Source organism: Pseudomonas sp. TZ252, assembly GCF_056110345.1.
In genome coordinates, this window is sequence record NZ_CM148566.1 from 3,959,918 (window position 1) to 3,972,509 (window position 12,592).

Below are 12,592 nucleotides of genomic sequence, written 5' to 3' on the forward strand. Positions count from 1 at the left end.
GAGTGCGTATGAACAACAACAAGAAATGCGCGTTTTTCCTGCTGCCGATCCTTGCCGGCGATAGCGTTCCCGCCTTGGCCGAGGGCTTCCTCGAAGACTCGCGGGCCAGCCTGGCCTTGCGCAACTTCTACATGAACCGCGACTTCCGCGATGGCGCGGGGCGTGCGAAAAGCGAGGAGTGGGCCCAGGGCTTTCTCTTCGACTACCGCTCGGGCTATACCGAGGGCACCCTCGGCGTGGGTCTCGACCTGCTGGGCAAGCTCGGCGTCCGGCTCGATTCCGGCGCGGGGCGTAGCGGCACCGGCCTGCTTCCGCTTCGCGACGATGGCAGCGCGGCGGGCGACTACGCGCGGCTGGACGCGACCGCCAAGCTGCGCCTGTCGCGCAGCGAACTGAAGGTCGGCGGCCTGGTACCGAAGCTACCGACCATCCAGCCCAACTACGGGCGGCTATTCCCCCAGGTGTTCCAGGGCGCGCTGCTGACTTCCGGTGAACTGAGCGGACTGAGCCTGAACCTGGGACGGCTGACCGAGGTCAGCCAGCGCAACGAGGCGGGCACCAGCGACCTGGCGCTGTTCAACCGCAACCGGCGTTTCGCCGGCGCGGCGCAGGCGGACCGTTTCGACCTGGCCGGCCTGGACTACCGTATCGCCCCGGACTGGACCGGCAGCTACCACTATGGCGAACTGGAGCAGGTCTACGCCCAGCATTTCCTCGGTCTCAAGGGGCGCATCGGCATCGCTGCGGACAGCCTGGAGAGCGACTTGCGCCTGGCGCTCAGCCGGGATACCGGCGGCGCTCGCGGCGGGCGCATCGACAACCGTTCCTTCAGCGGGTCGCTCACCTACCGCCTGCGCAACGGCCAGGCCTTCGGCCTGGGCTACCAGCGGATGAGCGGCGACCACGGTTTCCCCTACCTGGAGGGGACCGATCCGTACCTGGTCAATTTCGGCCAGTACAACGACTTCGCCGAGGCTGGCGAATCCTCCTGGCAACTGCGCTACGACTGCGACTTCGCGCCGCTCGGGGTGCCCGGCCTGAGCCTGATGACGCGCTATTTCAGCGGCCACGGCGCGAAACCGAAGGGCGCCGACGGCAGTCGCGAGTGGGAACGCGACAGCGACCTGCGCTACGTGTTGCAGGGCGGTGCGCTGAAGGGACTGGGGCTGGTCTGGCGCAACGCTACCTACCGTTCGGCCTTCAGTCGCGACATCGACGAGAACCGCCTGTACCTGACCTATGAGCTGCCGCTGTTCTGAGCCGCTCAGCCCTTGGCGGCGCTGACCCCTTCGAGGGTGGCGAAGGAGGTGTCCTTGGCGGTGAGCAGGAAGTCGCGCATGAATGGCGCATCGAACATGTCCGTGCGGATGGCGGCGAAGAGCGTGCAGTACAGGCCCTTTTCACCGAGGCGCCGGGCCGTCACGTAGCCGCGCGAGCTGTACTCGTGCAGGGCCCAGTTCGGCAGGCAGCAGACGCCGCGACCGGAGGCCACCAGCTGCATCATCATCACGGTCAGCTCGGCTATGCGCACCTGCGCCGGCTCCACGTCGGCGGGGTCGAGGAAGCGGGTGAAGACGTCGAGACGATCGCGTTCCACCGGATAGGTGATCAGGGTTTCCCGCTCCAGGTCCTCCGGGACGACGTACGGTCGACCAGCCAGGGCATGCTGGTTGGCCACCGCCAGCAGCGCTTCGTAGGTGAACAGTGGCACGTAGGTGATGCCGGGCAACTCGATCGGGTCGGCGGTCACCACCAGGTCGAGGTCGCCGCGGGCCAGGGCCGGCAGCGGCGCGAAGGAGAAGCCCGAGGCCAGGTCCAGTTCGACTTCCGGCCAGGCGTCGCGGAACTGGTCGATGGTCGGCATCAGCCACTGGAAGCAACTGTGGCATTCGATGGCCATGTGCAGGCGTCCGGCGGTACCGCCGGCGAGCCGCGCCAGGTCGCGCTCGGCGGTGCGCAGCTGGGGCAGCAGCGAGTCGGCCAGTTGCAGCAGGCGCAGCCCGGCGCTGGTGAAGCGTACCGGCTTGGTCTTGCGCACGAACAACTGCATGCCCAGGCGCTCTTCCAGTTCCTTGAACTGGTGCGACAGCGCCGACTGGGTAAGGTGCAGGCGCTCGGCGGCTTCCACCAGGCTGTCGGCTTCGCGCAGCGCGTGCAGGGTCTTGAGGTGGCGAAGTTCGAGCATGGCGGCCTCTGTATGAGCAAAACTTGATAGCGGTGCGGATTCGTTGAGTTTGTCTCATACGCCAGGGGCTGTCGACAAGCGATGGCCTCGATCCCGCAGAGCGTGCGATCGTGGAGCGACGGGGAGAAGAGCCCGGCACACGGGACGGCGGCACGGAGCAGCGGCGCAACGCCGCAGAGCCACAACGCCACGACCGCCTGGCGGCATTCATCAAACTGTCACGCTACTGTGGCAGCGCGCTGGACGAAATTTAATCAGAATCGCGCTCCATTGGGGTTTTGCGTTCTGGGTTTTCTTCATGCGTGCTTTCATCTTCCTGGCCGCCTTGTTGTGCAGCCTCTCCTCCTTTGCGGCGGCGCGTTGCGACGCACGCGTACCTACCGAGACGGTCGAACTGGGCGACGTGCGCCTGGCCTACCAGAGCATCGGCCGCGACAGCGATCCGGCCCTGCTGCTGGTGATGGGCCTGGGCGGGCAACTGATCCACTGGCCGGACGAGGTGGTCAGCGCCCTGTGCGAGCAAGGCTTCCGGGTGATCCGCTACGACAACCGCGACGTCGGCCTGTCGGCCTGGAACGTGCCGGTGCCCAGTTCGCGGCTGACCTACGAAGTGGTGCGTTATCGCCTCGGCCTGCCGGTCAGCGCGCCCTATACCCTCACCGACATGGCCGGCGATGCCCTGCATCTGCTCGACGCGCTGGATATTCCCCAGGCCCATGTGCTCGGCGCCAGCATGGGCGGGATGATCGCCCAGCACATCGCCGACATGGCGCCGCAGCGCCTGCTCAGCCTGACCCTGGTGATGACCAGCTCCGGCGCCGAAGGCCTGCCGGCGCCCAGCGAGTCGCTGCTGCGCCTGCTGGCGCGGCGCGAGGCGGCCAGCCGCGAGCAGGCGGTCGAGCAGCAGGCCGACCTGCTGGCGGCGCTGGGCAGCCCGGAAGTGCGCGACGATCGCCAGCAGCTCCTGTTGCAGGCCGCACGTTCCTACGACCGCGCGTTCAACCCGGAAGGCGTGCAGCGGCAATTGCTGGCGATCCTCGCCGAACCCAGCCGGGTGCCGCTGCTGAACCGTCTGCAGGTGCCGACCCTGGTGATCCATGGCACCGCCGATCCGCTGCTGCCGGTGATGCACGGCGTGCACGTGGCGGCGCATATCCGTGGCTCGGAGCTGAAGCTGATCCCCGGTCTCGCCCATCGCTTCCAGGAAGCCTTCAAGGAGCCGTTGCTGGCGGCGGTGGTGCCTTACCTGAAGGCTCATCGGCAGGCCAGCGTCGTCCAGCTCTGAAGCCGCGCTCGCGGTCTCAGGCGTGCAGGCGTACCCAGAGGCCCACCAGCACGCTTGCCGCCACCAGCCAGGCCAGCGCCGCCAGGGCCAGCGAGGTCTCCAGGCGGAAGCGCTCGACCAGCAGGTAGAGCGCGGCGAGATAGACGAAGTAGGGGATGATCGACCACATGCCGAAGACGATGGTGGTCTTCAGGTCGTCCAGCGAACGGCCCTTGCCGACGATGTAGTGGGCAATCAGGGCGAAGGTGGGAAACAGCGGCACCAGGCCGGCGATGTAGTAGTTGCGGGTCTTCGACAGGACGGCGAGGAGCACGACCACGGCGGCGCCGATCAGCGCCTTGAACATCAGGTCCACGGGATTCTCGACTGCGGCGGCGCCACCGGTTTGGTGGCGTCGCGCATTATGCCCGGATCGTCCCGTACCCTTCCATAACGAACGAGGCCCGCAAAAGCGGGCCTCGACGTTTCTGGCTGGCGATCAGGCCGCATGCACCCGCGGGCGATGCGGATGCTCGCTCTGCAGGTACTGGCCGAGGCGCACCTGCTGGCTCGGCGAGAGGAACAGGCCGAGCTTGCTGCGGCGCCAGAGGATGTCCTCGGCGTCCTGGGCCCACTCGTGCTTGCACAGGTAGTCCACTTCGCGAGCATACAGGCCGCCGCCCAGGTGCTCGCCGAGATCGGCTTCGCCATTGACCCCGTCCAGCAGGCGCCATACCCGGGTGCCGTAGGTGCGCGCCCAGCGCAGCGCCAGTTCGCGGTCGAGCCAGGCGTAGCGGTTGGCCAGTTGCTCGGTGAGCGCCTCGACGCTCTGCATCTGCTCGCCGCCCGGCAGCGGTGCCTTGGCGGTCCAGGCCGGGCCGAGATTGGCGAAGAACGGCTGGAGCTGCGTCAGCGCCGATTCGGCCAGCTTGCGGTAGGTGGTCAGCTTGCCGCCGAACACCGAGAGCAGCGGCGGCTCGCCGTTGCCGGCGGAGAGCGACAGGGTGTAGTCGCGGGTGATCGCCGAAGGCTCGTCGGACTCGTCGTCGCACAGCGGACGCACGCCGGCGAAGCTGTGCAGGATGTCGGCGGCCGCGAGTTGCTGCTTGAAATGGGCGTTCACCACTTGCAGCAGGTAGGCGGTTTCCTCTTCGCTGATCGCCACCTTGGCCGGGTCGCCCTGGTACTCGCGATCGGTGGTGCCGATCATGGTGAAACGGTCCAGATAGGGGATGGCGAAGACGATGCGGCGGTCTTCGTTCTGCAGGATGTAGGCGTGCTCGCCTTCGTACAGCTTCGGCACGATGATGTGGCTGCCCTGGATCAGGCGGATACCGTAGGGCGACTTCTGTTTCAGGTCGTCCTGGATGAAGCGCGCCACCCAGGGGCCGGCGGCGTTCACCAGGGCGCGGGCGCGGATCGAATACAGGCTGCCGTCGCTGCGTTCCAGGTGCAGGTGCCAGAGTCCCTTGCTGCGACGGGCGCTGACGCAGCGGGTGCGGGTATGGACGTGGGCGCCGTGCTCGCGGGCGGAGATTGCGTTGAGCACCACCAGGCGCGCATCGTCCACCGCGCAGTCGGAGTACTCGAAGCCACGGCGGATCTCGGCCTTCAGCGGGCTGCTGCCGGTGAAGCGCAGGCCGCGCGAGGCGGGCAGCTTCTCGCGCTTGCCGAGGTGATCGTAGAGGAACAGGCCGGCACGGATCATCCAGGCCGGGCGCAGGTGCGGACGGTGCGGCAGGACGAAGCGCAGCGGCTTGACGATGTGCGGCGCCTTGGCCAGCAAGACCTCGCGCTCGGCCAGGGCTTCGCGGACCAGGCGGAATTCGTAGTGTTCGAGGTAGCGCAGGCCGCCGTGGATCAGCTTGCTGCTGGCCGAGGAGGTGTGCTGGGCCAGGTCATGCTGTTCGCAAAGGAACACGGACAGGCCGCGCCCGGCTGCGTCGGCGGCGATCCCTACACCGTTGATGCCACCGCCGACCACGGCGACATCGTAGACTTCGGCGAGTGGAGCGGAGGGGGGGTGCGCTTGACTCATGTGAAAGGCCCTGAAGTCGAAAGTGAACGTAGTTTTGTTCGAATTCGAAAATAGCTTAGTCGATTGCGCAGTTATTGACCAGCCCGATGCATCAGGCTTTTTCAATTTCGAAGGGTTGCCCGGGCGCTACCGGTTTGCCCGTCCGCGCGGGAACAGCCCCTCTTCCGCATGCGGGAAAGCGGCCGCCGAGGGTCGTGGCGCATGGGCAGGGGGCGGCAGGTGGCTTTTCTGAAACGAACATTCACGGCGCCGAACGGCGCCGTGGCAGGGGAAATGCCTCAGACCAGGTCCAGGTGAACCTTGTGCTGTGCCATCAGGCGGGCGATGGCGGCGGGCGGCGGGCTGTCGCTGATGACCCGGTTGACCAGCGAGATCGGTCCCAGGCGGACCACCGCGTTGCGCCCGAACTTGCTCGAGTCGGCGGCCAGGAACACTTGCCGCGCGTTGTCGATGATCGCCTGGGATACGCGCACTTCCTGGTAGTCGAAGTCGAGCAGGCTGCCATCCTCGTCGATGCCGCTGATGCCGACCAGGGCGAAGTCGACGCGGAACTGCTGGATGAAATCCACCGCGGCCTGGCCGACGATGCCGCCGTCGCTGCGTACGGTGCCGCCGGCGACCAGCACTTCGAAGTCTTCCTTGGCGCTGAGGGTGGCGGCCACGTGCAGGTTGTTGGTGATGATCTTCAGATTGCGGTGGTTGAGCAGGGCGCGGGCGATGGCCTCGGTGGTGGTGCCGATGTTGATGAACAGCGAGGCGTTGTCCGGCACCAGGCTGGCCACGGCTTCGGCGATGCGCTGCTTCTCGTCACGCATCTGGTCGGCGCGCATGGTGTAGGCGGTGTTCTCGATGCTCGAATCGTAGGCCGCACCGCCGTGGTAGCGGCGCAGCAGTCCCTGTTCGGCGAGCTGGTTGATGTCGCGGCGGATGGTCTGCGGGGTGACCGCGAACATCTGCGCCATCTCCTCGATGCTCAGGTAACCGCGCTCGCGGACCTCCTCGATGATGCTTTGCTGTCGGGGGGGCAGGTTCATGGGTTGTTCTCGTGCTGCCGGGCCGGGACCCTGGAAAGTCGCCAAGAATGCCGCACGCGGGGGGCCGTTGTCAGCCGTGCATGAGTCGTAGAGGGCGCCGCGGCGGCACCCGGCCGCCGCGCGCAAACGTTACCCAGGGCATGCCAGAGCGGCGCCCGGGAACACGCCATTCGCCGCATTGCGGCGGACGAATGGCGCCAGCTCGTCACAGTTCGCCGTCGTCCCAGCCGCGAGTGCGCTCCACCGCTTTCTTCCAGCCGGCATAGAGCTTTTCGCGCCGGGGCTCGTCGCACTCCGGCTCGAACACCCGCTCGATCACCGCCTTGCTCTTCAGCTCGTCGAGGCTGCTCCAGAAGCCGCAAGCCAGGCCGGCCAGGTAGGCGGCGCCGAGGGCGGTGGTCTCGCGCATCACCGGACGTTCCACGCGGGTGCCGAGGATGTCGGCCTGGAACTGCATGAGGAAGTTGTTGGCCACCGCCCCGCCGTCGACGCGCAGGGCGCGCAGGCGTTCGCCGGCATCGCGCTGCATGGCGTCGAGCACGTCGCGGGTCTGGTAGGCGATGGATTCCAGGGTAGCGCGGATCAGGTGGTCGGCCTTGACTCCACGGGTCAGGCCGAACACCGCGCCGCGCGCATAGGGGTCCCAATAGGGCGCGCCGAGTCCGGTGAAGGCCGGTACCAGGTAGACGCCGTTGCTGTCCTTGACCTTGGTGGCGAAGTATTCGGAATCGAAGGAGTCGTTGATCACCTTCAGTTCGTCGCGCAACCACTGCACCGTGGAGCCGCCGTTGAACACCGCGCCCTCCAGGGCGTAGCCGACCTCGCCGCGCGGGCCGCAGGCGATGGTGGTGAGCAGGCCATGGGTGGATTTCACCGCCTTGTCGCCGGTGTGCATCAGCAGGAAGCAGCCGGTGCCGTAGGTGTTCTTCGCCTGGCCCGGTTCCACGCACATCTGGCCGAACAGGGCGGCCTGCTGGTCGCCGGCGATCCCGGCGATCGGCAGCTCGCCGCCGCCGACCCCGCCGATCCGGGCGTTGCCGTAGACCTCCGAAGAGTTGCGCACCTCGGGCAGCATCGAGCGGGGAATGTCGAGCACCTCGAGCATCCGTGCGTCCCAGTCGAGGCTGTGGATGTTGAACAGCATGGTCCGCGAGGCATTGGTGTAGTCGGTGACGTGGACCTTGCCTTCGGTGAGCTTCCAGATCAGCCAGGTGTCGATGGTGCCGAACAACAGGTCGCCGTTGCGCGCGCGTTCGCGGGCGCCTTCGACGTTGTCGAGGATCCACTTCAGCTTGGTCCCGGAGAAGTACGGATCGGTGACCAGCCCGGTGGTTTCGCGGATGTAGTCTTCCAGCCCGTCGCGCTTGAGCTGCGCGCAGATCGCCGCGCTGCGCCGGCACTGCCAGACGATGGCGTTGTGGATCGGCCGACCGCTGTGACGGTCCCAGACCACCGTGGTCTCGCGCTGGTTGGTGATACCGATGGCGGCCACCTGGTCGTGCTCGATGCTGGCCTGGGCGAGGGCCTCGACCAGGGTCGAACTCTGCGTGGCCCAGATTTCCATCGGGTCGTGCTCGACCCAGCCGGCCTGCGGATAGAACTGGGCGAACTCGCGCTGGGCCTGGCTGACCACGTTGGCATCGCGGTCGAAGACGATGGCGCGGGAGCTGGTGGTGCCCTGGTCCAGGGCGACGACGTATTTCTTGTTGTGCTTGTCGGTCATGGCTGTGGCCTTGTGGCTATGGCAGGAAAGAGCGGGCGGTCAGGAAGCGCGAACCTTCTCCGGCTCGGCTTCGGCGGGCGCCGCGGCGCTCGGCAGATGGCGCGCGATCAGTACACGATAGCCGCCGGCGCCGAGGCAGGCACCGAGGATCGGGGCGAAGATCGGCACCAGGAAATAGGGAATCTCGCGGCCGCCGGTGAAGGCGATGGGCCCCCAGCCGGCCAGGTAGGTCATCAGCTTGGGGCCGAAGTCGCGCGCCGGGTTCATCGCGAAACCGGTCAGCGGGCCCATGGCGCTACCGATCACGGCGATCAGCAGGCCGATCAGCAGCGGCGCCAACGGACCGCGCGGCAGGCCGTTGCCGTCGTCGGTAAGGGCCATGATCACCGCCATGAGGATGGCCGTGATCACCACTTCGACGAGAAACGCCTGGCCGACCGACAGCGCCGGGTGCGGATAGGTGGAGAACACCGAGGCCAGGGCCAGGCTGTCCTGGCTGCCGCGGACGATGTTCTGCGCCTGTTCGAACTCGATGAACAGGCTGCTGTAGAGGGTGTAGACCAGCGCTGCGGCGCAGAACGCACCGGCCACCTGGGCGGTGATATAGAACGGCAGCTTGCGCCCCTCGAAGCCGGCGAACAGCCATAGCGCGATGCTCACCGCCGGGTTCAGGTGGGCGCCGGAGACGCCGGCGCTGAGGTAGATCGCCATGCTCACGCCGACCCCCCAGATGATGCTGATCTCCCACAGGCCGAAGCTGGCGCCGGCGACCTTCAGGGCCGCGACGCAACCGGTGCCGAAGAAGATGAGGAGGGCAGTGCCGAGGAACTCGGCCAGGCATTGGCCGAACAGGGACGGGGTCGGGGCGGCGGTGGTCATGGGGCCTCTCTTGTCTGTTCTTGTAATTATGGCGGGCAGCCGTGAAAATTGTTCAGTTTCGAAAAAATATATTCACAAAGGAATGCTGTCAAAGCGCGAAGATGAACGTTTGTCCGAAAAACGACCCTCCGGTTTCGTTTTCGCGGCCAATCGAATATCGCTACCGAGGCACGCGGGCCGCGGCATCGGCGCCCGTGCAGCAGGGGCGGCGATGGCTTAAGGTAGGCGCCGGTTTTCAGCCAACGTTCTTCTCCGGGAGTGACCATGACCCCTGCCATCGACCTGCTGAAAAAGGCCCGCGCCGAGCACAAGGTGCTCAGCTACAGCCACGACCCCAAGGCACCTTCCTATGGCCTGGAGGCCGCGGAAAAGCTCGGTCTGGACCCGCAGCGGGTGTTCAAGACGCTGCTCGCCGCCACGGAGAAGGGCGAGCTGCTGGTGGCGGTGGTACCGGTGATCGGCAGTCTCGACCTGAAGGCCCTGGCCCATGCGGCGGGGGCGAAGAAGGCCGACATGGCCGATCCGCAGGCGGCGCAGCGGGCCACCGGCTACCTGGTGGGCGGGATCAGCCCGCTGGGGCAGAAGAAGCGCCTGCGTACCTTCATCGATGAAAGCGCGCGGCAGTACCCGAGCATCCATGTCAGCGCAGGACGGCGCGGGCTGGAAGTGGAGCTGGCGGCCGAGGTGCTGGCCCAGCTGACCCAGGGTTCGTTCGCCGCCATCGGCCGCGAATGAGCCGCTAATCCCGCCGGCCTAGCGGTCGGCATTCGTCTTACTTTTCAATCTGTCAGGTTTTCCATGTCCCACTATCTCCTCGCCATCGACCAGGGCACCACCAGCTCCCGCGCCATCGTGTTCAGTGCCCAGGGCTTGCCGGTGGCGAGCTGCCAGCAGGAATTCAAGCAGTACTTCCCGAAGGACGGCTGGGTGGAGCACGACGGCGAGGAAATCTGGCTGACCACCCTCCAGGTCTGTCGCGACGCGCTCGCCCGCAAGGGCTTGCGCGCGGCCGACATCGCCGCCATCGGCATCACCAACCAGCGCGAGACCACGCTGGTCTGGGACGCCGCCAGCGGCGACCTGATCCACCCGGCCATCGTCTGGCAGGATCGTCGTACCGCCGACTACTGTGCCGAACTCAAGGCCGCCGGCCACGAGGCGAACGTCAGCGCGCGTACCGGGCTGCTGATCGATCCGTATTTCTCCGCCACCAAGCTGCGCTGGATCCTCGACAACGTGCCCGGCGCCCGCCAGCGCGCCGAACGCGGCGAGCTGCGCTTCGGCACCGTCGACTGCTTCCTGCTCTGGCGCCTGACCGGCGGCCGCTCCCATCGCACCGACGCGACCAACGCTTCGCGCACCCTGCTGTTCAACATCCACAGCCAGGACTGGGACGAGGAATTGCTGGCGCTGTTCGAGATCCCGCGCAGCCTGCTGCCGGAGGTGCTCGACTGCGCGGCGGAGTTCGGCGTCAGCGAGCCGTCGCTGCTTGGCGCGGCGATCCCGGTGCTGGGCATGGCCGGCGACCAGCAGGCCGCGCTGATCGGCCAGGCCTGCTTCCAGCCGGGCATGGTGAAGAGCACCTACGGCACCGGCTGCTTCATGATCCAGAACACCGGCGAGCAGCCGGTGACCTCGAAGAACCGCCTGCTTACCACGGTCGGCTACCGCCTGGACGGCAAGGTCAGCTATGCGGTGGAGGGCAGCATCTTCGTCGCCGGCGCCGCAGTGCAATGGCTGCGCGACGGCATCAAGCTGATCGACCACGCCCACGAGAGCGAAGCCCTGGCGATCCAGGCCGGCGACTCCAACGGCGTTTACCTGGTGCCGGCCTTCACCGGCCTCGGCGCGCCCTACTGGGACCCGAAGGCGCGCGGCGCGATCTTCGGCCTGACCCGCGACACCGGAATCAAGGAGATCGTCACCGCCGGGCTGCAATCGGTCTGCTACCAGACCCGCGACCTGCTCGAAGCGATGCGCCAGGACGGCACGCCGCCCAGCGCGCTGCGGGTGGACGGCGGGATGGTGGTGAACAACTGGGTGATGCAATTCCTCACCGACATCCTTGGTGTCACCGTGGAGCGCCCGGAAGTCACCGAGACCACCGCCCTCGGCGTGGCCTACATGGCCGGGCTGAAGGCCGGCTTCTATCGCGACCTGGACGACATCGCCAGCCACTGGCACCTGCAGCGCCGCTTCGCCGCGCACATGGCCGAGGAGCGCCGCGGCGAACTCTACGCCGGCTGGCAGAACGCGGTGCGACGGGTGCGCAGCGAGGCCTGAGCGGCGTTTCGCGGAAAAAGGCGGCGTTTTTGCCGGCGGCTTCACAACGCCGGCAGGTCGCCGCAAACGCCCGCTCGGGCAATGGGTCGAAGGCAGGGCGAAGTCCCACTGTTACGATCGGAAAAGATCGCACTGTATCGCCCATCCCGGAGCCTGCGGCGGCATGCTGTGGCGATCGTTCCCAGGAGGTCTGCCATGCAGCTCGAGTTCCACCAGGTCGACGCGTTTTCTTCCCGCCCGTTCAGTGGCAATCCCGCCGTGGTCTATCGCCTCGATGCCTGGCTGGCGGACGAGCTGATGCAGATGATCGCGACCGAGCACAACCTCTCCGAGACCGCCTTCGTCGTTCGCGAAGGAGAGGCCTGGCGGATCCGCTGGTTCACCCCGAGCGTCGAGGTGGCGCTCTGCGGCCACGCCACACTGGCTGCGGCCCACGTACTGTTCGAGGTCTACGACGAGCCGGGCGAGCGCCTGGAATTCATCTCGCGCTCCGGTGCGCTGCGGGTCAACCGCGAGGACGAGCGGCTGGTCCTGGATTTCCCCGCGCAGTATCCGAGCGAGGTCGGTAGCACCGTCGAGCTGGAGCAGGCCCTGGGCCTGCCGCCGGTGGACGTGCTGGGCTCCACCGACAAGCTGCTGGTGCTGCTCGAGTCCGAAGAGGCGGTGCGCGCCTGTCGCCCCGACTTCGCGGCCCTGGCGCGGCTGCCCTGGCGTGGAGTGATCGTCACCGCGCGGGGCCTGCAGAAGGATTTCGTCTCGCGCTTCTTCGCCCCGGCGATGGGCGTCGATGAAGACCCGGTCACCGGCTCCGCGCATTGCAGCCTGATTCCCTACTGGGCCCAGCGCTTGAACAAACTGTCGCTGACCGCCCAGCAGTGCTCGGCGCGCGGCGGCGAGCTGTGGTGCCGGTTGGAGGGCGAGCGGGTGAGTATCGCCGGGCATGCGGTGCTGGTGGCGAGCGGAAGGATTCGATTGGGCTGAGGGGCGCTTCAGGAGGGGGATGACCTCGTGCATGCCAGACTTCCACATACTGAAGCCCTGATCCGTAGGGTGAATAACCGCTCGCGGTTATCCGCCGCTTATCCGGGGTATCGGCGGATACCGCCTGTGGCGGTATTCGCCCTACAGGCCCTAGAAACGCCGGACAGCTCCCCCGGACATTTCCGCAGGCTCTCTCAGAAGCCCG

At 67.1% G+C, this 12,592-nt stretch carries 11 protein-coding genes; 5 read left to right on the forward strand and 6 right to left on the reverse strand.

The window, feature by feature from the left end; all coding sequences use genetic code 11:
* The first annotated feature begins 8 nt into the window (after window positions 1-8).
* Window positions 9-1,259 carry an OprD family porin gene (locus ACYAF3_RS18330; protein WP_003098463.1) on the forward strand — a complete coding sequence of 417 codons (1,251 nt, stop codon included), beginning with the start codon at window positions 9-11 and terminating at the stop codon, window positions 1,257-1,259.
* A 5-nt stretch (window positions 1,260-1,264) separates the two neighbouring features.
* Here ACYAF3_RS18330 and metR read toward each other — a convergent pair whose 3' ends face one another.
* A complete protein-coding gene (gene metR / locus ACYAF3_RS18335; RefSeq protein WP_003109716.1) occupies window positions 1,265-2,185 on the reverse strand; it encodes a transcriptional regulator MetR in 921 nt (306 codons plus the stop codon).
* Between the two features lie 298 nt (window positions 2,186-2,483).
* Between metR and ACYAF3_RS18340 the strand changes: the two genes are divergently transcribed.
* Window positions 2,484-3,470, forward strand: coding sequence for an alpha/beta fold hydrolase (locus ACYAF3_RS18340; RefSeq protein WP_003098462.1), 987 nt, complete (start codon window positions 2,484-2,486; stop codon window positions 3,468-3,470).
* 16 nt (window positions 3,471-3,486) lie between these two features.
* On the opposite strand, the gene ACYAF3_RS18345 is transcribed toward ACYAF3_RS18340, so the two are convergent.
* The 5 genes from ACYAF3_RS18345 to glpF all read right to left on the reverse strand — a co-directional run bounded on the left by ACYAF3_RS18345 (window position 3,487) and on the right by glpF (window position 9,123).
* Window positions 3,487-3,816: a GlpM family protein gene (locus ACYAF3_RS18345; RefSeq protein WP_003119370.1), complete on the reverse strand. Its 330-nt coding sequence runs from the start codon at window positions 3,814-3,816 to the stop codon at window positions 3,487-3,489.
* A gap of 132 nt (window positions 3,817-3,948) precedes the next feature.
* Window positions 3,949-5,487 (reverse strand): glycerol-3-phosphate dehydrogenase, encoded by a 1,539-nt coding sequence (glpD, locus tag ACYAF3_RS18350; protein WP_058177831.1) that lies wholly within the window; start codon window positions 5,485-5,487, stop codon window positions 3,949-3,951.
* Window positions 5,488-5,765: 278 nt separating this feature from the next.
* Complete coding sequence (locus ACYAF3_RS18355; protein WP_003092173.1) at window positions 5,766-6,521, reverse strand: DeoR/GlpR family transcriptional regulator; 756 nt, start codon at window positions 6,519-6,521, stop codon at window positions 5,766-5,768.
* Window positions 6,522-6,726: 205 nt separating this feature from the next.
* Window positions 6,727-8,244 carry a glycerol kinase GlpK gene (glpK, locus tag ACYAF3_RS18360; protein WP_003092168.1) on the reverse strand — a complete coding sequence of 506 codons (1,518 nt, stop codon included), beginning with the start codon at window positions 8,242-8,244 and terminating at the stop codon, window positions 6,727-6,729.
* 39 nt (window positions 8,245-8,283) lie between these two features.
* Window positions 8,284-9,123 carry a glycerol uptake facilitator protein GlpF gene (glpF, locus tag ACYAF3_RS18365; protein WP_003092166.1) on the reverse strand — a complete coding sequence of 280 codons (840 nt, stop codon included), beginning with the start codon at window positions 9,121-9,123 and terminating at the stop codon, window positions 8,284-8,286.
* Between the two features lie 264 nt (window positions 9,124-9,387).
* Here glpF and ybaK point away from each other — a divergent pair, with 264 nt between their 5' ends.
* The 3 genes from ybaK to ACYAF3_RS18380 all read left to right on the forward strand — a co-directional run bounded on the left by ybaK (window position 9,388) and on the right by ACYAF3_RS18380 (window position 12,387).
* Window positions 9,388-9,858: a Cys-tRNA(Pro) deacylase gene (gene ybaK / locus ACYAF3_RS18370; protein ID WP_003092163.1), complete on the forward strand. Its 471-nt coding sequence runs from the start codon at window positions 9,388-9,390 to the stop codon at window positions 9,856-9,858.
* Between the two features lie 63 nt (window positions 9,859-9,921).
* Window positions 9,922-11,406 (forward strand): glycerol kinase GlpK, encoded by a 1,485-nt coding sequence (glpK, locus tag ACYAF3_RS18375; protein ID WP_003092161.1) that lies wholly within the window; start codon window positions 9,922-9,924, stop codon window positions 11,404-11,406.
* 195 nt (window positions 11,407-11,601) lie between these two features.
* Window positions 11,602-12,387, forward strand: a complete 786-nt coding sequence (locus ACYAF3_RS18380; RefSeq protein ID WP_003159513.1) for a PhzF family phenazine biosynthesis protein — start codon at window positions 11,602-11,604, stop codon at window positions 12,385-12,387.
* Window positions 12,388-12,592 lie beyond the last annotated feature (205 nt).